The 22,726-nt window shown below is 60.4% G+C and carries 18 protein-coding genes; 7 read left to right on the top strand and 11 right to left on the bottom strand.

Annotated elements, in window-relative coordinates; all coding sequences use genetic code 11:
* Nucleotides 1–189: 189 nt before the first annotated feature.
* The 6 genes from ppnP to IEV40_RS03350 form a co-directional block, all read right to left on the bottom strand.
* On the bottom strand, nt 190–504 hold the full coding sequence (ppnP, locus tag IEV40_RS03375) for a pyrimidine/purine nucleoside phosphorylase (protein ID WP_188419530.1): 315 nt from the start codon (nt 502–504) through the stop codon (nt 190–192).
* 28 nt (nt 505–532) lie between these two features.
* Entirely contained in the window at nt 533–1,876 is a 1,344-nt protein-coding gene (gene argG, locus IEV40_RS03370) for an argininosuccinate synthase (RefSeq protein ID WP_188419529.1), read from the bottom strand.
* A 72-nt stretch (nt 1,877–1,948) separates the two neighbouring features.
* On the bottom strand, nt 1,949–2,863 hold the full coding sequence (gene argF / locus IEV40_RS03365) for an ornithine carbamoyltransferase (protein ID WP_188419528.1): 915 nt from the start codon (nt 2,861–2,863) through the stop codon (nt 1,949–1,951).
* Nucleotides 2,864–3,138: 275 nt separating this feature from the next.
* Nucleotides 3,139–4,068 carry a ribosome small subunit-dependent GTPase A gene (gene rsgA / locus IEV40_RS03360; RefSeq protein ID WP_188419527.1) on the bottom strand — a complete coding sequence of 310 codons (930 nt, stop codon included), beginning with the start codon at nt 4,066–4,068 and terminating at the stop codon, nt 3,139–3,141.
* Entirely contained in the window at nt 4,040–4,375 is a 336-nt protein-coding gene (locus IEV40_RS03355) for a 4a-hydroxytetrahydrobiopterin dehydratase (protein ID WP_188419526.1), read from the bottom strand. The genes rsgA and IEV40_RS03355 overlap by 29 nt, the downstream gene beginning before the upstream one ends.
* Nucleotides 4,376–4,380: 5 nt before the next feature.
* Nucleotides 4,381–5,646: a M48 family metallopeptidase gene (locus IEV40_RS03350; RefSeq protein ID WP_188419525.1), complete on the bottom strand. Its 1,266-nt coding sequence runs from the start codon at nt 5,644–5,646 to the stop codon at nt 4,381–4,383.
* 49 nt (nt 5,647–5,695) lie between these two features.
* Between IEV40_RS03350 and orn the strand changes: the two genes are divergently transcribed.
* A complete protein-coding gene (gene orn, locus IEV40_RS03345; protein WP_188419524.1) occupies nt 5,696–6,286 on the top strand; it encodes an oligoribonuclease in 591 nt (196 codons plus the stop codon).
* A 116-nt stretch (nt 6,287–6,402) separates the two neighbouring features.
* Here orn and IEV40_RS03340 read toward each other — a convergent pair whose 3' ends face one another.
* Entirely contained in the window at nt 6,403–7,101 is a 699-nt protein-coding gene (locus tag IEV40_RS03340; RefSeq protein WP_188419523.1) for a UPF0149 family protein, read from the bottom strand.
* 95 nt (nt 7,102–7,196) lie between these two features.
* On the opposite strand from IEV40_RS03340, the gene IEV40_RS03335 reads away from it, so the two are divergent.
* Nucleotides 7,197–8,225 carry a serine/threonine protein kinase gene (locus IEV40_RS03335; RefSeq protein WP_188419522.1) on the top strand — a complete coding sequence of 343 codons (1,029 nt, stop codon included), beginning with the start codon at nt 7,197–7,199 and terminating at the stop codon, nt 8,223–8,225.
* Nucleotides 8,226–8,287: 62 nt separating this feature from the next.
* On the opposite strand, the gene IEV40_RS03330 is transcribed toward IEV40_RS03335, so the two are convergent.
* The 3 genes from IEV40_RS03330 to IEV40_RS03320 form a co-directional block, all read right to left on the bottom strand.
* A complete protein-coding gene (locus tag IEV40_RS03330) occupies nt 8,288–9,010 on the bottom strand; it encodes a glutamine amidotransferase (RefSeq protein WP_188419521.1) in 723 nt (240 codons plus the stop codon).
* A 59-nt stretch (nt 9,011–9,069) separates the two neighbouring features.
* Nucleotides 9,070–9,408: a hypothetical protein gene (locus IEV40_RS03325; RefSeq protein ID WP_188419520.1), complete on the bottom strand. Its 339-nt coding sequence runs from the start codon at nt 9,406–9,408 to the stop codon at nt 9,070–9,072.
* A gap of 65 nt (nt 9,409–9,473) precedes the next feature.
* Nucleotides 9,474–11,036 carry a response regulator gene (locus tag IEV40_RS03320; RefSeq protein WP_229723929.1) on the bottom strand — a complete coding sequence of 521 codons (1,563 nt, stop codon included), beginning with the start codon at nt 11,034–11,036 and terminating at the stop codon, nt 9,474–9,476.
* Between the two features lie 266 nt (nt 11,037–11,302).
* Between IEV40_RS03320 and IEV40_RS03315 the strand changes: the two genes are divergently transcribed.
* The 3 genes from IEV40_RS03315 to IEV40_RS03305 are packed head-to-tail and all read left to right on the top strand — an operon-like array spanning nt 11,303 to nt 14,160.
* Entirely contained in the window at nt 11,303–11,923 is a 621-nt protein-coding gene (locus IEV40_RS03315; protein ID WP_188419519.1) for a hypothetical protein, read from the top strand.
* Nucleotide 11,924: 1 nt separating this feature from the next.
* Entirely contained in the window at nt 11,925–12,620 is a 696-nt protein-coding gene (locus IEV40_RS03310) for a hypothetical protein (RefSeq protein ID WP_188419518.1), read from the top strand.
* 10 nt (nt 12,621–12,630) lie between these two features.
* On the top strand, nt 12,631–14,160 hold the full coding sequence (locus tag IEV40_RS03305; RefSeq protein WP_188419517.1) for a Dyp-type peroxidase: 1,530 nt from the start codon (nt 12,631–12,633) through the stop codon (nt 14,158–14,160).
* Nucleotides 14,161–14,247: 87 nt separating this feature from the next.
* On the opposite strand, the gene IEV40_RS03300 is transcribed toward IEV40_RS03305, so the two are convergent.
* Complete coding sequence (locus tag IEV40_RS03300) at nt 14,248–15,294, bottom strand: catalase family protein (protein ID WP_188419516.1); 1,047 nt, start codon at nt 15,292–15,294, stop codon at nt 14,248–14,250.
* A gap of 246 nt (nt 15,295–15,540) precedes the next feature.
* On the opposite strand from IEV40_RS03300, the gene IEV40_RS03295 reads away from it, so the two are divergent.
* Nucleotides 15,541–20,541: a trifunctional serine/threonine-protein kinase/ATP-binding protein/sensor histidine kinase gene (locus tag IEV40_RS03295; RefSeq protein ID WP_188419515.1), complete on the top strand. Its 5,001-nt coding sequence runs from the start codon at nt 15,541–15,543 to the stop codon at nt 20,539–20,541.
* A complete protein-coding gene (locus IEV40_RS03290) occupies nt 20,541–22,664 on the top strand; it encodes a response regulator (RefSeq protein ID WP_188419514.1) in 2,124 nt (707 codons plus the stop codon). Before IEV40_RS03295 ends, IEV40_RS03290 begins: the two co-directional genes overlap by 1 nt.
* The last annotated feature ends 62 nt before the right edge of the window (nt 22,665–22,726 follow it).

Below are 22,726 nucleotides of genomic sequence, written 5' to 3'. Positions count from 1 at the left end.
AGGCGGTAGGGCTGCCTGGAATTTCTGACGGCTTTCTGTTGGTTTCCTGTTGCGGCCGTGGCGCGACATGCATTGCATTAGCCTATACGGCGCAGAAACAGTCGATGAAAGAAAGTCCTGCCAAATGTCCTGCCGTTCGTGAAAAAAGCCCGGCTATACCGGGCTTTTCGGTTCGCGGTACGGTACGCGTTACAGGTAGTAGCAGACGTAGTCCAGCATTTCGATCGTTTCGATATCGAAGCTGGAGTTGGCCGGCACGTCGAATTTCTGGCCGCCTTCGTAGGTTTGCCAGTCGGATGCGCCGGCCAGTTTGATGCGGCATTTGCCGGCGTTCAGTTCCATGATCTCGGCGGCGCCGGTATTGAACTTCAGCGTCGACGGAAAGATCACGCCGATGGTTTTCTTGCTGCCGTCCGGGAACAGTACCGTGTGTGAGACGCATTTGCCGTCGAAGTAGACGTTGGCCTGTTTGATGACGGAGACGTTGTCGAATTGAGTGGTCATGATTTCTTCGTAATGAGTAATGGATGAATTACTTCTTGTCGCTATTCTTGTTCGGACGCGGCAGAGCCACGGACGAATTGCCGGACAGCAGGCCGACCTTGCTGTAGATGCCGAGCTTGTCGCGCGTGTCGCTGATGTCCAAATTGCGCATCGTCAGTTGGCCGATACGGTCGGCCGGCGAGAACGGCGCATCTTCCACCTTCTCCATCGACAGGCGTTCCGGCGCGTAGGTCAGGTTCGGCGATTCGGTATTCAGGATCGAATAGTCGTTGCCGCGGCGCAGTTCGAGCGTGACTTCGCCGGTGACGGCGCGCGCGACCCAGCGCTGCGACGCTTCGCGCAGCATGATGGCTTGCGGATCGAACCAGCGGCCTTGGTACAGCAGGCGGCCCAGCTTGCGGCCATTGTCGCGGTATTGCTCGATCGTGTCTTCGTTGTGGATGCCGGTGACGAGACGTTCATAGGCGATGAACAGCAGTGCCAGTCCCGGTGCTTCGTAGATGCCGCGGCTCTTGGCTTCGATGATGCGGTTCTCGATCTGGTCGCTCATGCCGAGGCCGTGGCGGCCGCCGATGCGGTTGGCTTCCAGGATCAGGTCGACCAGGTTCGGATAGGCAACGCCGTTCAGTGCGACCGGACGGCCTTCCTCGAAGCGCACGGTGACTTCCTCACGCTTGACTTCGACGTCGTCGCGCCAGAACGCCACGCCCATGATCGGTTGCACGATCTTGATGCCGCTGTTCAGAAATTCCAAGTCTTTCGCTTCATGCGTCGCGCCCAGCATGTTGGAATCGGTCGAGTACGCCTTTTCCACCGACATCTTGTAGTCGAAGCCGGACTTGATCAGGAATTCGGACATTTCCTTGCGGCCGCCGAGTTCGTTGATGAAGGTGTCGTCCAGCCACGGCTTGTAGATGCGCAGCGCCGGGTTGATCAACAGGCCGTAGCGGTAGAAGCGCTCGATGTCGTTGCCCTTGAAGGTCGAGCCGTCGCCCCAGATGTCGACGTTGTCTTCCTGCATCGCGGCGACCAGCATGGTGCCGGTGACGGCGCGGCCCAGCGGCGTCGTGTTGAAGTAGGTGACGCCAGCGGTCGTGATGTGGAAGGCGCCGCTTTGCAGCGCGGCGATGCCTTCGGCGGCCAGTTGTTCGCGGCAGTCGATCAGGCGTGCCTTTTCCGCGCCGTACTGCAGGGCTTTCTTCGGAATCGCATCGTAATCCGGTTCATCCGGCTGGCCGAGATTGGCGGTGTAGGCGTACGGCTGCGCGCCTTTCTGCTTCATCCAGTGCAGCGCTGCGCTGGTATCGAGGCCGCCGGAAAAGGCGATGCCCACTTTCTGGTTGACAGGGACGGATTGAAGAATGGTCGACATGATTGCCTGATGTGCTGATTGATGTTTGGGGATAGATAAATCGGGAATGGAGCGATGTCTTTCTGGCGGTGTTCAGTCGAGCTTGCCGAGCACCAGATATTCGAGCAATGCCTTTTGTACGTGCAGCCGGTTTTCAGCTTCGTCCCACACCACCGACTGTGGACCGTCGATCACTTCGGCGGCGACTTCCTCGCCGCGATGGGCGGGCAGGCAGTGCATGAACAGGGCATCCGGTTTGGCGCGCTGCATCTTGGCTTCATCGACGATCCAGCCGTCGAAGGCTTGCAGGCGCGCGGCGTTTTCTTCCTCGAAGCCCATGCTGGTCCAGACGTCGGTCGTAACCAGGTCGGCATCGGTGCAGGCTTCGGTCGGCGTCGCATGCACGGTGTAGTGCGTGTTGCCCGGTGCGACCAGTGACGGATCGATGTCGTAGCCGCGCGGCGTGGACACCTTGACGTGAAAGTCGAATACTTCGGCCGCCTGCAGCCACGAGTACAGCATGTTGTTGGCGTCGCCGACCCAGGCCACGGTCTTGCCCTTGATCGAACCGCGCTGCTCGATGTAGGTGAAGACATCGGCCAGTACCTGGCAGGGATGATGTTCGTTGGTCAGGCCGTTGATGACCGGCACGCGCGAATTGGCGGCGAAGCGGTCGATGATGTCCTGGCCGAAGGTACGGATCATGATGACGTCGCACATGCGGGACATGACTTGCGCTGCGTCTTCCACCGGTTCGCCGCGGCCGAGCTGGCTGTCGCGCGTGTTCAGATAGATGGCGGCGCCGCCCATCTGATGCATGCCGGCCTCGAACGACAGGCGGGTGCGCGTGGAATTCTTTTCGAACACCATCACCAGCGTGCGATCGGCCAGCGTGTGGTGCGGCTCATAGTTCTTGAATTTTCGTTTGATGAGGCGCGTGCGTTCGATCAAATATTCGAACTCGTCCAGCTTCAGATCCGAAAACTGCAGAAAATGTTTGATTGCCATAATGAAAACGGCGGCGAGGTTGGCGCCTGCCGCCGATTGTTCTAACTTCTTCAATTATAAGGGAATTTACCCCCAAAAACTACGCCGGACCGGGAGAAAGGCCGATACCGGAGGCGATCCGGGGCAGATGCACGGTCGATTCATGGCCGATTTCCGTTGCTTGTGGGGAGGAACCGAAGGGCGGCAGGCGAGGTTCGCTATCGGCATTGCCCGTTTTTGGGTGGGCGCGGGTGAAGTGACGGGAAAATATGTAAGGCAGAAGCCTGCGACGGTCGTCAGTACAATTTCTGCGACGATTCATGCAGCAATTGCAGATACAGCTCATGCCGCATGGCGCTGATCTCGCCATGTTCGACCGCCGTGCGGATCGCGCAGTCCGGTTCGTTGACATGATGGCAGTTATAAAATTTGCAATGTCCTAGATGCGGGCGGAATTCGGGAAAGGCGCGTTCCAGCATGCCTTCGGTCAGATGGTAGAGGCCGAATTCCTGGAATCCCGGCGAATCGATGACGGTGGTGTCGGCATCGATCGTGTAGAGGCGCGTGAAGGTCGTCGTGTGCTTGCCGGTATCGAGTGCGGCGGAAATCTCGCGCACAGCGGCGTCCGCATCCGGCACGATCAGATTGATGATCGACGACTTCCCCATACCGGACTGGCCGATCAGGATCGTCGATTTGCCTTGCATCAGCGGCATCAGCAAGGCGCACATGGCATCCGGCTCGGCGCGCGCTGAAATGGCGTGCACCGGATAACCGAGATCGCCGTAAAAGTCGACGCGCTGCCGCGCCTTGTCCAGCGCTTCCGTTACGTCGGTCTTGTTCAGGATCAGGTGCGCCTCGATGCCGGCGGCTTCGGCGGCAACCAGTGCGCGCGAAACGAGGTCGTCGGAAAAGCCGGGTTCGGTGGCGACGACGATGAAAAGCTGTGTGACGTTGGATGCCAGCAGCTTGGACTTGTACTGATCCGAGCGATACAGCAGTGTCGCCCGTTCGTTGATCGCTTCGATGACGGCCTGATCGTTCGATGTGCGTTTCAGCGCGACGTGATCGCCGACGGCGACGTCGCTCTTCTTGCCGCGCGTGACGCATTGCAGTTTCTCGCCATCGACTTCGGCCACGTAATGGCGGCCATGCGCCGCGATGACGATGCCGACGCTGTCGTGCGATTCTTGATTGTCAGGCTTGCGGTTGCGCGGTGAGGGCATCGATCTTGGCGGCGCAGATGAAGTCGTTGAGGGAAATGCCTTTGGCGGTGTGCGTGTCGTAGCGGACGGTGCAGCGATTGTAGCCGACCGTCAGTTCCGGATGATGATCCTGCTGGTGCGCAATCCAAGCGACGGCATTCACGAAAGCCATCGTCGCGTAGTAGTTGTCGAAACGGAATTCGCGTACCAGGCGTTCATCCTCGATACGCCACGCGGGTGTCGCTACCAGCAATTGCGCACGTTCTGCAGCGGACAATGCGCCGTACTGCGGCACGCATTGTCCATTTTGCAGATCGGCGGCATTCATGGACTTCAGCCGGCGGCCAGCAGGCGGTTGATGCGCACGGTGGCCGGCGGATGCGAATCGTAGAAGGCCGAGTGTAGCGGGTCGGGCGTTAGCGTCGACGCATTGTCTTCGTACAGCTTGACTAGCGCCGACACCAGATCCTGCGAATTCGTGTATTGCGCGGCGAAGGCATCGGCCTCGAATTCATGCTTGCGCGAGCCGAGCGAGGTCAGCGGCGACAGCAGGAAGGAAAATACCGGCAGCACCAGCGCGAACAGGATCAACGCCATCGCATCGTTGTTGCTGCCGCCGATCAGCAGCGGCTCCACGCCAAGGCCGGTATAGAACCAGGCCTGCGTCTTCAGATAGCCGAGCAGGGCGAGGAAGACGAGCGAGGCGGCAAACATCAGCGCGATGCGCTTGGCGATGTGCTTCAGCTTGAAGTGGCCGAGTTCGTGTGCCAGCACCGCCTCGATTTCGTTCGGTGCCAGGCGTTCCAGCAGCGTATCGAAGAACACGATGCGCTTGGCCGCGCCGAAACCGGAGAAGTAGGCGTTGCCGTGCGCGCTGCGGCGCGAGCCGTCCATCACGAACAGGCCGCTTGCCGAAAAGCCGATACGCGCCATCAGGTTCTCGATGCGCGTCTTCAGGCTTTCGTCTTCCAGCGGCTTGAACTTGTTGAACAGCGGTGCGATGAACAGCGGGCCGATGACCAGCATCATCAGCTGGAAGGCACACCAGACGATCCATGCGTACAGCCACCAGAAGCCACCCGACTTGTCCATCAGGATCAAGACGATCCACACCAGGCCGAGGCCGATGGCCAGCGAAATCACCGAACTCTTGAGCGTATCGCTGACGAACAGCGCCGGCGTCATGCGGTTGAAACCGAAGCGCGCTTCCAGCACGAACTGGCGGAAATAGTCGAATGGCAATTCGATCAAGCCCGAGATCAGTGCGAAAGCCAGCACCAACGCCAGTTGATAGCGGTAGCCAGGGCCGAAAATATCGAATGCATGTGCAGACAGCCATTGCAGGCCGCCCAGTAGCGTGAAGCCGATCAGCACGGCGGCGTTCAGCAGGTGGATGAACAGCGTGAACTTGGTCTTCGCGATCGTATAGGCGGCGGCGCGACGGTGTGCGTCCAGCGGGATGCTGCCGGCGAATTGCTCCGGTACCGCGTTTGCGTGCGCGAGGATATGGCGGATGTGGCGCGATGCGAGCCAGAAGCGCACGAGCAGGGAGACGACCAGAAAGCCGACGAACAAAACGGTAAACGCGTGTGATGACATGCTTTTCCTGTGAGAAAATGGCGGACTGCGCTGTATAAGGGAAACAATTATGTCACAAGCTATCGAACAAACGCCTCAGGCTTCCACCGCTCCGGCGCGTCCGAACGAATTCAATCTGATCTGGGTCGACATGGAAATGACCGGTCTGGACCCGGACAAGGACCGCATCATCGAGGTCGCCGTCGTCGTGACCGATTCCCAATTGAACATTCTGGGTGAAGGCCCGGTGCTGGCGATCCACCAGTCGGACGAAATTCTCGACGGCATGGACGCCTGGAACAAGGGCACGCACGGCCGTTCCGGCCTGATCGACCGCGTCAAGGCGTCGACCGTCACCGAAGCCGAAGCCGAAACCGTTCTGATCGAATTCCTGAAACAGTATGTTCCGGCCGGCAAGTCGCCGATGTGCGGCAACACGATCTGCCAGGACCGCCGCTTCATGGCGCGTGGCATGCCGAAGCTGGAAACCTTCTTCCATTACCGCAACCTGGACGTCTCGACGCTGAAGGAACTGTGCCGCCGCTGGAAGCCGGATCTGGTCAACGGTTTCAAGAAGCACCAGAAGCACACGGCGCTGGCCGATATTCTGGAATCGATCGAGGAATTGCGTTACTACCGTGAGCACTTCATCAAGGAATGATGAAAAAGCATGGCAAATAAAAAAGGCGTTCGATGGAACGCCTTTTTTATTGCTGCTGTGGAATGAAGTGATTGATAAGTGACTGATTTAAATTGCCATAGTACGTATCCGACGGCTCATTCCTCGCTGCCATCGGCCCCGCAGCATTTCTTGTATTTCTTGCCGCTGCCGCACGGGCAAGGATCGTTGCGGCCGGTCTTCGGCTCTTCGCGCTGTACTGTCTTTACCGACGATTTGCGCAGCGGCAGCCAGAACCTGTGGATCGCCGGAATCGCTGCTTCCATCTCGATTGCCAACTTATGGGTTTTCAGTGGCGTATCGACCAGCGTCAATTCCTCTTCCTCGATTTCCTCGGCGCCGAGCAGATAGAACGGTCGCAACAGCGGTGCGACTTCCGATTCGTGGATCGGTTGCCAAGCATCGGCACGCAGATTCATGCCTTCGGTAAACCCCCAGGCCCAGGCTTCGCCGTCGATGACGGGTTTGCCTTCCCATTCGTGTTCGCAGAACAGCGGTTCGTATTCCTTCGGTGCGACTTCCAGCGTGATCGCGATCTCGTTCATGAAGCGCGCGATCAGGCCGATGATGCGCTCGTATTCCTTTTCCGTCTTGAACCTGGGCGCGGCTTTCTCGTCGGTGCCCCAGATCTGCGGTAGCCATTCGAGTAGCGGCACTTCTTCCGGGCCGATCGCCAGTGCGGTCAGATAGCCGTGCAGCGCATCCATCGTCATGCAGTCGTCGGCGGTGCGGTCGGAAAGCAGGAACTTGTCGAGCTCGTCGAATTCTTTGTCGGAAAGAGGTTGGTCGAGATGCATGGCGATTTGTCTGGCAGAGGGGAAGAGGGAAGGGCGACAGTGTAGCAGCATGCGCCAGGGATGGACGCAACCACACAGCCGTACAATGCTGCTCCATGAACGACGATTCCGACATCCCGTCCCGAGACGACACCCAAGGTATTTCCCCGGCCTTTTCCTTTGCCGCGCTGACGCCGGACTGCGTGCTCGACGCGCTGGAAAGCGTCGACCTGTACAGCGACGGTCGCCTGCTGGCGTTGAACAGCTACGAAAACCGCGTCTATCAGGTCGGCATCGAGGATGGCCCGCCGCTGGTTGTCAAATTCTATCGGCCCCAACGCTGGAGCGATGCGGCGATTCGCGAAGAGCATGCGTTTGTCGATGAACTGGCCGCCGCCGAAATTCCCGCAGTGCCGGCGATGCAGATTGCCGGCAGCAGCCTGCACACTTTTGCCGGTTACCGTTTTGCCGTCTTCAAACGTCGCGGCGGCCGCGCGCCTGAACTGGACGATGCTGCCACGCGCGAATGGCTGGGCCGCTTCATCGGCCGTATCCATGCGGTCGGCATGACGAAGCCGTTTGCAGAGCGACCCACGCTCGATATCGCGAGCTTCGGCGAGGAACCGCGCGACTGGTTGCTGGCCCACGATTGCATTCCTGCGGATCTGCGTGAGGCGTGGCAGAGCGTGACGGCGCAGGCGCTGGAAGGCGTGCGCCGCTGCTACGAGCGCGCCGGTGACGTGAAGCTGTTGCGGTTGCATGGCGACTGCCATGTCGGCAATGTGCTGTGGACGGATGCCGGGCCGCACTTCGTCGATTTCGACGACAGCCGCAGCGGGCCGGCGATCCAGGATCTGTGGATGCTGCTGTCGGGCGAACGCAGCGAACAGCGGCTTCAACTGACCGATCTGCTGGCCGGCTACGAGGATTTCGTCGAATTCGATGCACGCGAACTGTACCTGGTCGAAGCGCTGCGCACGCTGCGGCTGCTGCATTATTCGGCATGGCTGGCGCGGCGCTGGGACGATCCGGCGTTTCCGGTTGCCTTCCCATGGTTCAACACACAGCGTTACTGGCAGGATCGCGTGCTGGAAATGCGCGAGCAGATCGCGCTGATGGACGAACCGCCGCTGTGGCCGGCCTGAGCCGACTGTAACGATTTCTCGGTTTTGGCTTGGGCTTCAGATTCGTCCGAACGTCGAATAGCTCAGGCGTCGTTGTGTGTGGCTACCAGATGGCCGAAACGCTGCAGCAGCGAAGCGGCTTCGGCGGTTGGCACCACCTCGCGCCATTTGGCGGCGACGTCGACACCTTTCGCCGTCAGATCGTCAGCCAGGCGATCGACGTAGCAGCGCATCGCATCGTCGTCGAATTCCGGATGGAATTGCACGCCCCAGCTGCTGCTGCCGACGCGGAATGCCTGATGCGGCTCGAATGCGTTGTTCGCCAGCAGCGCCGCATCCGGCGGCAGACGGCGCACGCTCTGGCTGTGCACGACGTTGGCCATGAAGTGCCGCGGCAGGCTGGCGAACAGCGGATCGTTGTCGGCCTCTGCCGTCTTGTCGATCGGCACGCTGCCGATTTCCATGCCTTGCGAACGGTAATCCACTTCGCCGCCGAGCGCATCGGCCAGCAGTTGGTGGCCGTAACAGATACCCAATAAAGGAATGCCGCGCCAGTGCGCTTCGCGCAGCCAGCCGGCCAGACGTTCGCTCCACGCGGCGCGGTCGGTCACCATCGCATGCGAGCCGGTCACGATGGCGCCGGCCGTCTCGTCGAATGCAGGTAGGGCAGCCGCCTTGCGCGCATCGACCACGCTGACCGGTAATGCGTTGCCGACGCCATCGGCGATCCAGTCCTCGAAATCGCCTTGCGCCTGCGCCAGATCGGCAAAGGTGCTGCCGGCCTTGAAAATGATGAGGGTCTTCATGAGAAGTGGTGACGCAGTACGGTGAAGCAGTGCGGTACCGAATAAGATGAAAGATGAGATCAGACTTTCTGCGCGGTCTTCGCCAGTTCGTCCAGCGCGGCGATGACCTTGTCGGCCGATGCATTGCTGTTGGCGATCAGCACGGCCTGTTCGATCGCGGCATCGCGGCCGTTCCTGCCGTGGTAGCCGAGCAGGTAGTCGCCGTTGTCGGTACCGCTGCCGTTGCGCGGATCGTCCTTCGCCAGGCGCCGCGCATACCAGACTGCGTAGCCGTTCGACTCTTCGCAGCAATAGACTTCGACCGAATGATGCGGGCCGAGCGGCGAGATTTCGGGATCGGTATGCCAGATGGTCTTGCGCCACAGGTGGTTCTTCTTCGATTCGGGAATCGGGTTCATATGTTGCTGTCTTTCCTGTTCCGGTGGGATCACGACAGAGATCGTAGCGCGTTTGCGGGAAACGTTCAGCGGACCGGCGATTGCAGCATGCCGTTCAGCCGTGCTTCTATCCGCGCGTATTCGAATGCGATGGCGTCGAGTCGCGGTGGCACTTCATGCATTGCACCGTTGCGCGCGGCGACTTCCAGTTCGCGGCTCAATGCGGCCAGCAGTGTGGCGCCCAGCGAAGCGGAGCTGCCGCACAGCACGTGCGCGAGCTTGGCGATTGCGGCGTCGTCGTTACGGTCGATGGCTTCGCGCAGCGCGTTCAGCCGCTGAGGGCTGTCGGCGAGAAACAGCCGTGCCAGTTCGGGGAAGTCGTCGCCGAACATCTGCCTTGTCGCATCGAGTTCATCGTCCTGTTTCGCCTGGGTTTGCTTGGCGGTGCGTTGCAGCCAGCGCACCAGAATGGCGCTCAGTTCGCGCATGCGCATCGGTTTGGCGAGAAAGTCATCCATGCCGATGGCGAGACAGGTATCGCGTTCGTTGCGGTTGGTGCGCGACGACCAGCCGACGATCGGCGTATGTTTCAAGCCGCCTTCGGCCGCACGCAACAGCGCCGTGGCCTGATAACCGTCCACGCCGGGCATCTGGCAATCCATCAGGATCAGATCGTAACGACGGGCTTCCGCCAGCTCCAGCGCCTGTTCGCCGCCGGCCGCGGTATCGACCAGGCAGCCGAAGCGCGTCAGCATGCGTTCGGCGACTTCGAGGTTGACGGGATTGTCGTCGACTACCATCACGCGCGCTTGGGTAAAAGAGTCCGCGAACGAATCGGTAAAAGAATCGGAAAGCGAATCGACGCTTTCCGGCGCTGGCTGCTCGCGCTGCGTACGTACGCCGGCGCAGATGAAGCGCGGTGCATCCTTCTTTGCGATGCAGCCGCACAGCATGGTCAGCGTATCGATCAGCATCGGGCGCGGAACGGGTTTGGGCAGCCAGGCTGAAAAACCGGTCAGGGCGAGTCGATCCGCATCCTGGCGGTCGTGTTCGCTGCTGATCAGCACGAGTAGTGTGTCGCGATGGGCAGGCGCATTGCCGATCGCGGAGCCCAGTGTTTCGCCATCGATGCCATGGATATCCTGATCGAGTAGTGCGATGCGGTAGGGATCGCCGGCTACAGCAGCCTGTTCCAGCGCGGTCAGCGCGGCATCGGCGCGTTCCACACCGGTGGCGCGCATGTCGCGATGCATCAGTTCGTTTTCGATTCGCGTGCGCAATGCCGTATCCGGCGTGACGACCAGCACGCGGACATCGCGCATTGCCTCGTCGATGTGCATCGCCGTATCGTCGGCAAAAGCGTCCCCATCGAACAACCGTCCGGTATCCGACAGCAGTGTGTTGGCGCTGCGTTGCGCCAGGCCGATCAGTTCGCGCTGCTCGGATGTCAGTTCATGCTGGCGGATCATTTCCAGCACGCCGACGATGCCGTTCAACTGTGTGTTGATCGTACGTTGCAGCCTGTCGAACAGGTGCTTGTCCGGTTGCGCGTCATGCGCCGCTTTTTGGCGACGTCTTGCAATGCGTGCGCGTTGCGCATCAGTGCGTCGGGCGGAAAGAAAGGTATGGAATGAGTGGAATGAAGGCATGACATCCCGAATGGTTGATGGTCTTGTTGCCAGTTGCGTCCAGCATATCGCAAAGCTTCGTGCAATTGAATCGCAATCCATGTCTTGCCGGAAATATATTTGCCAGAAATATATGCGCTCGGGTACGCTTGCGTGCTGCCGACAACGGAAAAAACACGGGAGCGTCCGCATGCGACAGAGACGGACGACGGCAGCGGAGATGAAAAGGCGGCCCCATGCAGGCTGCCGCACCCGCTGCCGGTGAACGATAAAAAAGGGGGAGTGCAATGTCGAATATTGCAGGCAAGGCGTATGCGATGAACGTGATCACGCCGATCCGCTGGTACATGACGTGGATCAACAAGGTGATCTTCTGGTTCGCGCTGAAGTTTCCATCCACGCTGAGCGGACTGATTACACTGTCGCTGATCCATTACGCGCGCTGGGTCATCATCGGCCGCAAGCAGTTTCCGCATTTGGACGAACACCAGCCGAAGGAAGACCTGCATTATTCGTACATGCTGTTCTTCAGCAATTTCAACGGCAGCTGGGCGCAGTACGTCGATTCGTTCACCTTCGCGATTCCGGCCGGGCTGGATCAGTTCTGGAAGTGGAACATCCGCTATCCGCGCTCGGTGCCGCTGACGCCTTTCCACTCCTACATCACCTACAACCAGATCCAGACCGATCATTACTACAACGCTTATCCGATGGCGTCGTCGAACGACATCAAGTCGGCGAAGAAGCTGAAAGCCGCGCTGATCGATTTCGACGCGCAACACGGCAACAAGTCGCCCGACGATTTCATCAAGGAATACAACGCGCTGTTGCGCAGCCTGCAGCACGACATGGGGACGATGCAGCCGCTGCCCATTGTCAGCCTGGCCGACCAGGCAAAAGGAGACTGAGATGGCATCGAACGTCAGCGGCAACGCCTATGCATTGACCTGCCTGTGCCCGATCCGGAAAGGGCATTTCGAAGGCACGGCCTACAGCGATGAAGTGCGGCATCGGCTGCAGAACTGGGGGGTGCTGGAACACAGTCCGATGGCGAAGGTGCCGCAGACTTATCTGTGCCGCTTCTTCGTGCTGGACGACGTCTATTACGAATCGCTGCCGGGTACCGAATTCGGCGGCACCTTTTTCGATTTCCTGTCGATCTTCTCCGACCGCTTCCGCCGTCGTGCCTTGCCACGCGAGGATCATCTGAAATCCAAATACATCGTCTTCTCGTGCAATCTGCACGGCGATCCGGACAGCTACCTGCACACGATGTGGAACACGATCAGCGACGACATCCGCCACATCTGGCAGTTCTGCTATGGCTTCGACCGGGTACACGATGCGGCTTCGTTCGCCGCCTACATCCGTAAATGCCAGCTCGATGCGTCGCTGTTTTTTGTTGGTTCCAACGACGATCCGCTGCCGGAGCAATTGAAGTCGCTGTACATCAAGCAGGAATTCTCCCGCTTTGCCGAGGAACACCAGGGTTTGCCGCCGGCTGAATTGCAAAAGGCGTATCAGGCATTCATCCAGCGCGTGCAGCCGCTGAACCTGGCAGGGCCGAGCTGGCGCGCCGGTCAATCGACCCTGCAGAACGGATAGGAGAATCATCGTGCAAAAGGAACTTGACCTGCTGGATATCCAGGGCAACGTGGTGCGCGCCTATGGCCGCTACAACTTTCCGTTCGCCCGCTATGTCTTCCTGAACATCCGCGAACATCGCCGCGGCCGCGAATTCATCGGCAGCGTGACGCAAGAAGTGACGAGTGCCGTGCGCTGGAACGACGGCCCCGATCCGATCAAAAAGCCGCTATCGACCGTCAACATCGCCTTCACCTATCAGGGCCTGAAGGAACTGGAACTGCCGCGCGCCTCGCTGATCGGCTTTCCGATGGAATTCGTGATGGGCATGAAGAAGCGGCGCGACATTCTCGGTGACGACGGCAGCAGTGCACCCGAACACTGGGACCCGATCTGGCGCGACAATCGCGAGACGGACCGGCACAAGGACGTGCACGTCTGGATTTCGATCAACGGCCAATCGAAGGAAGACGTGCAGAAGCGCTACGAATGGCTGCAGCAACTGGTCACGCATAGCGCCGGCGGCGTGGCGATCCTGTCCGGCCATCGTGGCGACGACGGCCAGGAGCATTTGCCGTTTCAGGATGTGCATGCGCTGTTCGAGAACGGCAAGCCGACGCCGAAGGAGCACTTCGGCTACACCGACGGCATCGGCGATCCGGTGTTCGAGGGTTTGCCGGGCCGGCCGGAGCGCGTGCAGGGACGTGGCAAGCAGATGAAAAACGGCGAATGGGTGCCGCTGGAGACCGGCGAATTCATCCTCGGCCACAAGGACGAGGCGAACGAATATCCGGCCGCGCCGCTGCCGCAGCTGCTGTCGCGCAACGGCACCTACATGGTCTATCGCAAGCTGCATGAAAACGTCGGCACCTTCAACGCCTATCTGGAACAGGAAGGCGCGAAATACCCGGGCGGCAAGGAATTGCTGGCGGCAAAATTCGTCGGCCGCTGGCGCGACAATGGCGCGCCGCTGGTGTCGGCGCCGGATGCGAAGAGCAAGGCGGAATGGGATGCGAAGTTTGCTACCGCCAATCCGGCCGATCGCGATCGCATGTTGAGCGGTTTCACCTTCGACAGCGATCCGCACGGTGCGAAGTGCCCATTCAGTTCGCACCTGCGCCGCATCAACCCGCGCGCGGCGTTGCAGTTCAATCCGAAGGCGTTCGAGACGCCGGGTGCGTTGTCGAATCGCCGTCGCGTATTGCGGCGCGGCTTGCCATACGGCGCGGTGACGGACCCCACGCGTGACGACGGCAACCACGGCATCGTCATCATGATGCTGAATGCCAGCATCAGCCGGCAGTTCGAGTTCGTGCAACAGCAATGGGTCAATTACGGCAACGATTTCAAGGCAGGCAACGACAAGGAAATCATCCTCGGCAACCACGATGGCAGCGCGGCCAGCCGCGCGGTGCTGGAGGTCGAGCCGGACAGCGACGCTGCGCCGTACTTCCTGTCGAAGATCCCGCGGCTGGTCGAAACGCGCGGCGGCGATTACTTCTTCGTGCCCAGCCTGACGGCGCTGCGGATGATTGCGAAAGGCATCGTCGATCCGACCTGATTGGCTTGCATGGTGGTCGACTGCGGGCTCCAGTTTTTCAGGCGTGTAGTGCCGCCACGCAGTCCGGTCGTGCCGTTCAGTTGAGCATCAGTCGATGTCCCAGCTCGTCGGCTCGCGGCGCGGCACGCCGTTGCGTTCGTGGCGGAATGTCGAAATCGCATCATAGACAATTTTGCGTGCGCGGTTGATGCCTCCGAGCGGGCGATGCGCCGGCAGGCTGTGCCACGGCGTGAACGACAGGTTTTCGCCGAAGACGCGCTGCGCGTCGCTGTCGAAGTCCTGCTGCAGGATGCGGATCGTCGCCACCTTGCGGAATGGCGATTCGGATTCGCGCCATTCCTTGCCCGGGTCTTCGATCGGCATGCTTGCGTTCTTCTGCAGTTGCACGGTGAAGTCGAATAGCGCATCGCGCTGCGACAGTTGCCGAATCATCGCTTCGCGCAGGAAGTCGGGGCCGGCGCCGGAAGGCGGCGGAGCCTGATCGAATTGATGTGGAATGGCCGAATATTTGACTGCGGTATCGCCGAACAGGTACGGCGTCGTGCTCCAGTAGCGCATCTGCAGAGGATTGGCGAACTTCTTCAGCGACAGCAGCAGGTTCCAGATCACGCGCCAGTGCGTGCCGAAGAACAGGATTTTCGCCAGCAGGTTGCCGGTCATCGCCTTGATCAGCGCATCGAATTCGGCAACGTTGCGCGTGACGAAGACATTGGTACTGATGACGATGAAATCCTGCGTTTGCTCGTCGCGCTGGGCTTCCAGCAGCTTTTCGCCGGGCACGCCCATCAGCTTGATTGCCATGCCGCGGATGTCGCCCTTATGGTCGTCCTGGATGATGGCGTCCTGGTTGGAGAAGCGTATCCAGGCGCGGTAGGTTTTCGGCTCGGCGAAGAGGCCGATCTGCAGTTCCGGCGGCAGGTTCGGCTCGACGGTGAATTCTGCCTTCACCACGCCGTGCATTTTCGGATGCGCGTCGCGCCGCATGATGCCGGTCCGGTTGTCGTGGATGATCTTGGCCTGCAGCCGTGCGGCAAGGTCGCGCGTGCATTCGGTTTCGTCGGCGGGGATGTGTTCCTGAGCGAGCTGATTCGTGCGTTGGCTGGTGTGCTGATCGGAAGACTGAATGTCAGGCATGAAGGATGACAGATTTAACGTTGCATCGTTGCCGCACGGAAGGAGTTTCAACTATATTACGCGGGTGGCGGAAGCCCCGGGCAATGTTGCCTATCATTAACTGCAATGCCTGCTTTTAGCAAGGAAAACCGGTGCAGCGGCGCGCCGGCCGCGATTGAACCGGAGCCTCAAATCAAACTTCCCCAACAAACGGACTGGACGCCGGCGAAACGGGCAACGCCAACAAAGAACAATCTGCATCGCACGATGTTCTTTCGCCTGGCCTCGGTTGCCGATGCCGAAGCATCCGCGCCAGCGGCGGCTTCCTACGATCTGGACGGCGCGCTTGCACTGTTCGCCGCACTGGTGCGCGGCCTGCGCGACGTGCATGCGCATATCGATTTGCATCAGGCGCTGTGCCTGGCAAATCTGCGCGTGCAGTCCGATGGCACCATCGAATTCCGTAACGATGCCACCGTGCCGCTGGCCTATAGCTCGCCCGAGCAGACCGGGCGCATGAACCGCCAGGTCGATTACCGCAGCGACTACTATTCGCTCGGCATCGTCATGTATGAACTGCTGACCGGCCAGTTGCCATTCGAATCCGACAGTGTGATGGAACTGGTGCACAGCCACATCGCGCGGCGGGCAGTACCGCCGAGCCGGCTCAATCCGGCGATTCCCGATGTGTTGGGCGATATCGTATTGAAGCTGCTGGCGAAAAATGCGGAGGACCGCTACCAGAGCCTGGACGGCCTGCTGGCCGATATCGAATCCTGCCGCCGCGCGCTGACCGAGACCGGCATCGCCGAATCCTTCCCGCTGGCACGTAACGACGTTTGCGACCGACTGCAGATCTCGCAGAAACTCTATGGCCGCGACGTCGAGTGTGCACACCTGTTGCAAGCGCTCAAGAACGTGGTGGCGGGCAGCGCGGAGCTGGTGTTGGTGACCGGCTATGCCGGCATCGGCAAGTCGTCGCTGGTCAACGAAATTCACAAGCCGGTGGTGGCGCAGGGCGGCTACTTCATCTCCGGCAAGTTCGACCAGTTCAAGCGCGCGATTCCGTATTCGGCCTTCAACCAGGCTTTCCGCGAGCTGATCCGGCAGATCCTGACCGAAAGCGAGAACCGCATCACGCAGTGGCGCAACAAACTGATGAAGGCGCTCGGCGCCAATGGTCAGTTGATCATCGATGTGATTCCCGAACTGGAATTCATCATCGGCAAGCAGCCGGAAGCATCGTCGCAGAGCGGCACGCGCAACAGCTTCAACTATGCGATGCAGAATTTCGTCAGCGTCTTCACGCATTCGGAACATCCGATCGTGCTGTTTCTGGACGATCTGCAGTGGGCCGATGCCGCTTCGCTGAAGCTGATTCCGCTGCTGATGAAGAATCTCGATACGTCGCGCCTGCTGCTGATCGGTGCCTATCGCGACAATGAAGTGGACGTTGCACATCCGTTGAACATGACGTTCGACCAGATCCGCAAGGATACTGCGGTGACGACAGTGGAGGTCAGTCCGCTCGGCAAGGACAGCATCGTCGAACTGGTGGCCGATACGCTGAAATGCGATCCGGCGGAGACGCAACCGCTGGCGCGTCTCATCTACCGCAAGACGCTCGGCAATCCGTTCTTCATCAATCAGTTCATCAAGAGCCTGCACGGCGACGGTCTGCTGCGCTTTGAGAGTGGCCGTTGGCAATGGCATATCGGCCAGATCGAGGCGGCCGGCATCACCGACAATGTCATCGATCTGCTCACGCGCGAACTGCACCGATTGCCGCCGGCGACGCAGCGCCTGCTGACGATCGCCGCCTGCATCGGCAACCGTTTCGATGTGCACACGCTCAGTATCGTCAGCGAAAAATCGGAACTGGAAATCCAGGAAATGCTGCACGAGGCAATGCAGTCGGCACTGATTCATCCGGCAGAAGCACGTGTTGCCGCATCGACGATCGTCTCGCATGCCTATCAGTTCCAGCACGACCGCGTGCAGCAGGCCGCCTACGAAGGTATTTCTCGCCAGGAGACGGATACGATCCACCTGCAGATCGGCCGCCTGCTGCTGAGCAGCCAGACGCCGGCCGAGCAGGACGAGTCCATCTTCGACATCGTCGATCACCTCAATCGCGGTCGTGCGCTGTTGATGCACCGGCACGAGAAGGACGAACTGGCCGAGCTGAACCTGCGGGCGGCACGCCGTGCGCGACAATCGGCGGCATTCGACGTGCATCGCGAATGCATCGCCATCGCCGATGAATACGGCAGCGTGGAAGACTGGCGCGACAAGCAGGCCTTCATGCACGCGCTGTACATGGAGCGCATCAACGAAGCCTTCGCACGAGCCGACTATCGCGAGATGGAACGCTTGTGCCAGGTCGTCTGCGACAACAGCGCGACGCCGCACGAGATGATCGCCGCCAAGGATTATTTGATCCGCTGCTACGGCGCGCTGTACCGGCCGCAGGATCTGATGAAGACCGGTATCGAGATGCTGGAGATTTCCGGCATCCGGCTGCCGCCGAACCTGAACGAGAAGCACATCCTGCTGGCGCGGTTGCGATTGAAGGCGGCGCTGCGCGGCCGTGATCCGCTGGAGTTGGCGAACATGCCGCCGGCCACCGACCCGGAATACCTGTTGCAGGTGCAGGCGACGATGGCTTTTCTCGCTTACGGTTTTACCTATCTGGCCGATTCCATCGTCGTGTTGTGGGTGGCGATGGAAATCGTGCGGCGTTCGGTTCGCCACGGCTCATCGGTCTACACGGCCTATGCCTATGCAGTGTGGGGCCGCACGCTGGCCGGCAAGCTGGGCGGTGTCGCGGATGGCTACAAGTTCGGCAAGGTGGCGTCGCTGCTGGGTGGCAGCAAGCCGATGCTGGGCGCGGTGGGCATCTTCCACGGCATCATCCGCCATCGTTGCGAGCACCTGCGGCTGTCGCTGGAACCGCTGCAGGATACCTATGCGAAGGCGATGGAAATCGGCGATCGCCCTGGCGCGATGGTGGCACTGTCGTTTTCCGACGCAGTGCGTTTTCAGTCGGGCGGCAACGTGCACGAAGCACTGACGGCAATCCGCAAGGATATCGTCGTCTATCGCAAGATGGATTACGCGGCGCTGCTGGGCGTGATGATTCCGTGGGCATTGCTGTTTTCGCGGCTGGTCGGCGAACCGATAACCGATGTCGCGCAGGGCTCGCACGAGGAATATGCGCAGGCGCGGCGCAAGGCCGCCGATCCGTGGGGAGTGTTCTACGTGCGTGCGATCCAGTCTATCGGCGAATGTTTTTTCGGCGAATTCGACGAGGCGCGCATACATGCGGAAGAAGCAATCGGCTTGCCGGGTTTCGATTTCGGCACGCCGTCCTCTGGCTTCCTGATGTGGGTGCATTCGCTGGCTGCACTGGCGCCGCTTGCACCGCGTGCGCCCGGTACGGCGCGCATCGTCGCCAGCGTGCGCACGATGCAGCGGCGTTTCCGGCCGTGGGCGGAACATGCGCCGATGAATTATCTGCACAAGTGGCAACTGGTTGAAGCCGAGCGTCATCGCGTTGCCGGCCATGCAGGCCGTGCCGAGCGGTATTACGACCTGGCGATCAAGGGCGCGCGTACACACGGTTATGTCAACGACGAAGCGCTGGCGCATGAACGTGCCGGCGAGTTCTATCTGGCAAGAGATCGCGACGTCAATGCGCGCATGCATCTGGAACAGGCGCATGCGAAATACGAGGAATGGGGTGCGTTCGCGAAGGCGCAGCAACTGGAAGAACGGCATCCCGAATTGCTGGAACAGATCGTCGCCCGCAAACGCGCGCGGCGATACGGCGACCCTGGCCTGCACGAAAAGCAGGTGGACATCCAGACCGTGATTCGTGCATCGCAGACGTTGTCAGGCGAAATTCAACTGGATAAGCTGCTGGCGCGCTTGATGAACCTGCTGATCGAGAATGCCGGTGCGCAGAAAGGTTCGTTGCTGCTGATTGAACATGGCAGGCTGTATGTGCAGGCGGCGCTGGTCGATGACGAGATCGCCGTGCAGCAGCATCTGCCGCTGGAGCGCAGCGAAGGCATCAGCCTTGCAGTCGTCAATTATGTGCGACGTACCGGCGAGAAAATCGTGCTGGGCGATGCCGCTACCGACAGCCGGTTCAGCGGCGATCCCTACATCGAGAGCATGCAGCCGAAATCCATCCTGTGCCTGCCGCTGCAAAAGCAGGGCCAGCTGGTCGGCATCCTCTATCTGGAAAACAGCCTCGCCGTCGATGCCTTCACGCCGCAGCATGCGGAACTACTGCAGATACTGTCCACGCAGATTGCGATTTCGCTGGAGAACGCGGGGCTGTACAACGATCTGGAACAGAAGATCGAGGCGCGCACGCAGGCGCTGACGCAGAAGAACACGGAACTGCACGAAACGCTGGCCTCGCTGCGCCGCACGCAGAAGCAGCTGGTCGAATCGGCCAAGCTGGCATCGCTCGGCCAGCTGGTCGCTGGCGTTGCGCATGAAATCAACACGCCGGTCGGTGTGGGCGTGACCGGTGCATCGACACTGGCCGAAGAAACGGCGCGCCTGAAATCGCTGTTTCAGACCGGTGCGATGAAGCGTTCCGATCTGGAAGCCTACGTCGGTACCGCAGCGACGATCAGCAAACTGCTGCTGGGGAACATGGAACGCGCGGCGACGCTGATCCAGAGTTTCAAGGATGTCGCCGTCGACCAGACCAGCGAGGAACGCCGCACCTTCCGGCTCAAGGCCTACATCGACGAGGTGCTGTCCAACCTGGGACCGATGCTGCGCCGCGCCGAGCATCGCATCAGCGTCAATTGCGACGATGAACTCGAAGTCGATACCTATCCCGGTGCGCTGTCGCAGATCATCACCAATTTCGTCATGAATGCGTTGCTGCATGCCTTCCCTGACGAAGCTCCTGGCGAGATGCTGATTGTGGTGCGCGGCATCTATGCGGACGGCCGGGAAACCGATCAGATCGAACTGCGCTTTTCCGACAACGGCCGCGGCATTGCGCAGGAGAACCTGTCGAAGATCTTCGATCCGTTCTTCACGACGATGCGCGGACGCGGCGGCAGCGGTCTCGGCCTGAACATCATCCATAGTCTTGTCACCGGTCCGCTGCAAGGGCAGATCACGGTGGAAAGCCAGGTCGGCGTTGGTACCACCTTTATCGTGCGTTTTCCGCGCAGTCCGAAGTTGACCGCGACGCATGATGATGCCGAACATGATTCCGGCGAGGGAGCGATCTGATGTTCGACGATTTTTCCTTCGCACCGGAAAAGGAGGCACTGGCCGGCATCGGTGAGCCGCCCTGGAAGATACTGATCGCCGACGACGAAGATGAAGTGCATCAAGTCACTACGGTGGCATTGCTCGATGTGAAATTCAAGGGCCGTCCGCTGCAATTCCTGCATGCGTATTCGGCAACGCAGGCGCAAAGCATGCTTGCCGAACAGCCCGATATCGCCATCGTCCTGCTGGACGTGGTGATGGAAACGGAAGACGCCGGCCTGCAGCTGGTACGCCACATCCGCGAACAGATGGGTAATCGGCGGCTGCGTATCGTGTTGCGTACCGGTCAGCCGGGGCAGGCGCCGGAGCGCGACGTCGTCGTCGATTACGACATCAACGATTACAAGTCGAAAACCGAACTGACGCGGCAGAAGCTGCTGACCTGCATCGTCTCCGCCCTGCGTGCGCATGACGACATCCTCGCGCTCGAACGCTCGAGCAACGGCTTGCAGGGCGTGGTCGGCGCTGCCGGCGCACTGATGCAGGCGGTCTCCGAACAGGCGTTCGCGCAGCAGGTGCTGCAGCAGATGAGCGTATTGCTGCGACAGCCGGTCTGCGGGTCTATCGTGTGCCGCATGCCGGGCAGCGAAGAGGTGAAGATCGTTGCGGCCTTCGATCCGGCCGGCGAGACGGAACATGAAATCGTGGCCGCTGCGGTGCACATACTGGATGCCGGCCGTCATGCCGACGATGGCCGTCACGCAAGTTTCTACATTCGCCCGCTGAACGGTGTCGGCGAATATGCGGTGCGCATTCCGCTGCAGCGCCGCCTGTCCGAGCTGGAGCGGCAACTGTTCGGTGTGCTGTGCACGAACGTCGCCGCGGGACTGGCAAACGTGCAGCTGGTCGAATCGCTGAAGCGCCTGAGCCTGGATCTGGAAAACCAGGTCGTTGAGCGCACGCGCGACCTGCAGCTGGCGAAGGAAGAGGCGGAACGCGCGAATCGCACCAAGTCGGAATTCCTTGCCGTGATGAGTCACGAGATTCGCACGCCGATGAACGGCATGCTCGGCATGATGCAGCTGGCGCTGGCTGAAGCCACGCATCCGGTACAGCGCGAACGGCTGGAAACGGCGCAGTATTCGGCCGAAGCCTTGCTGACCATCCTCAACGACATTCTCGATTTTTCCAAACTGGAATCCGGCAATCTGCAGCTCGAAGCAGCCGCGTTCGATCTGCGCAAGACGGTCGACAGCGTCATCGACCTGATGGCCTCGCGCATGCAGGAAAGTGCGGTTTCACTCGGCGTGGACTGGCGGGATGGCGTTGCATCCATGCTGGTCGGCGATGCGGGACGGCTGCGCCAGGTACTGTTGAACCTGATCAGCAATGCGCTGAAATTCACCGAGCGGGGCAGTGTCGTGCTGCAGATCGAGCAACTGGCATGCAGCGAACGCGATGCGACGCTGCGCTTCACCGTCGTCGATACCGGCATCGGTATCGCGCCGGAAGCGCAGGCACGGTTGTTCCAGTCGTTCTCGCAGGCCGACAATTCGATTTCCCGCCGTTTCGGCGGCACCGGGCTGGGCCTGTCGATCTGTCGCAAGATCGTCGAAATGCAGGGCGGCCGCATCGGCGTGCACAGTGCGCCGGATGTCGGCAGCCGTTTCTGGTTCGAACTGGTGTTTGCCTTGCCGGAAACCATGCCGCAAGTGCAACCGGCGGCGGCTGAGCCGTTGCACATGCCACATGGCATGCGCAGCATGCACATCCTGCTGGCGGAAGACAACGAGATCAATCAAAAGGTCGCCGTCGCACTGCTTGCAAAATCCGGCCACACGGTCGAAGTCGCCGGGAATGGTTATGAAGCGGTGCTGGCGGTACAGCGACAGGCGTTCGATGTCGTCCTGATGGACATGCACATGCCGGAAATGGACGGCCCGGCCGCGACCAGGGCGATTCGCTGCCTGCCTGGGTCGGCCTCGACCTTGCCGATCGTTGCGCTGACGGCAGCCGGATCGTTGTCGGATATACAAACCTGCATGGATGCCGGCATGAATTACTTCCTCGTCAAGCCGTTCCGCATGGAGCGCCTGCAAGGCATCCTGCAGGGGCTGCCGGTCGCGACCTCCCAGGCCTGAATCTTCCGCTTCACCGAGTTTATATAGTCGATGCGGCAACCGGTTGCACGAGCTGGCTGCCG

Source organism: Oxalicibacterium solurbis, from assembly GCF_014635845.1.
Classification (GTDB): Bacteria; Pseudomonadota; Gammaproteobacteria; order Burkholderiales; family Burkholderiaceae_D; genus Oxalicibacterium; species Oxalicibacterium solurbis.
This window is presented reverse-complemented; position numbering and strand designations above follow the sequence as displayed.

Coding starts and splice junctions, on each gene's coding strand:
- rsgA (WP_188419527.1), bottom strand. CDS start 4,068: ATGCCCTCACCGCGCAACCGCAAGCCTGACAATCAAGAATCGCACGAC.
- IEV40_RS03300 (WP_188419516.1), bottom strand. CDS start 15,294: ATGCCTGACATTCAGTCTTCCGATCAGCACACCAGCCAACGCACGAAT.
- IEV40_RS03320 (WP_229723929.1), bottom strand. CDS start 11,036: ATGCCTTCATTCCACTCATTCCATACCTTTCTTTCCGCCCGACGCACT.
- IEV40_RS03335 (WP_188419522.1), top strand. CDS start 7,197: ATGAACGACGATTCCGACATCCCGTCCCGAGACGACACCCAAGGTATT.
- IEV40_RS03350 (WP_188419525.1), bottom strand. CDS start 5,646: ATGTCATCACACGCGTTTACCGTTTTGTTCGTCGGCTTTCTGGTCGTC.
- IEV40_RS03325 (WP_188419520.1), bottom strand. CDS start 9,408: ATGAACCCGATTCCCGAATCGAAGAAGAACCACCTGTGGCGCAAGACC.
- ppnP (WP_188419530.1), bottom strand. CDS start 504: ATGACCACTCAATTCGACAACGTCTCCGTCATCAAACAGGCCAACGTC.
- IEV40_RS03315 (WP_188419519.1), top strand. CDS start 11,303: ATGTCGAATATTGCAGGCAAGGCGTATGCGATGAACGTGATCACGCCG.
- IEV40_RS03295 (WP_188419515.1), top strand. CDS start 15,541: ATGTTCTTTCGCCTGGCCTCGGTTGCCGATGCCGAAGCATCCGCGCCA.
- argF (WP_188419528.1), bottom strand. CDS start 2,863: ATGGCAATCAAACATTTTCTGCAGTTTTCGGATCTGAAGCTGGACGAG.
- argG (WP_188419529.1), bottom strand. CDS start 1,876: ATGTCGACCATTCTTCAATCCGTCCCTGTCAACCAGAAAGTGGGCATC.
- IEV40_RS03355 (WP_188419526.1), bottom strand. CDS start 4,375: ATGAATGCCGCCGATCTGCAAAATGGACAATGCGTGCCGCAGTACGGC.
- IEV40_RS03290 (WP_188419514.1), top strand. CDS start 20,541: ATGTTCGACGATTTTTCCTTCGCACCGGAAAAGGAGGCACTGGCCGGC.
- IEV40_RS03340 (WP_188419523.1), bottom strand. CDS start 7,101: ATGCATCTCGACCAACCTCTTTCCGACAAAGAATTCGACGAGCTCGAC.
- IEV40_RS03330 (WP_188419521.1), bottom strand. CDS start 9,010: ATGAAGACCCTCATCATTTTCAAGGCCGGCAGCACCTTTGCCGATCTG.
- orn (WP_188419524.1), top strand. CDS start 5,696: ATGTCACAAGCTATCGAACAAACGCCTCAGGCTTCCACCGCTCCGGCG.
- IEV40_RS03310 (WP_188419518.1), top strand. CDS start 11,925: ATGGCATCGAACGTCAGCGGCAACGCCTATGCATTGACCTGCCTGTGC.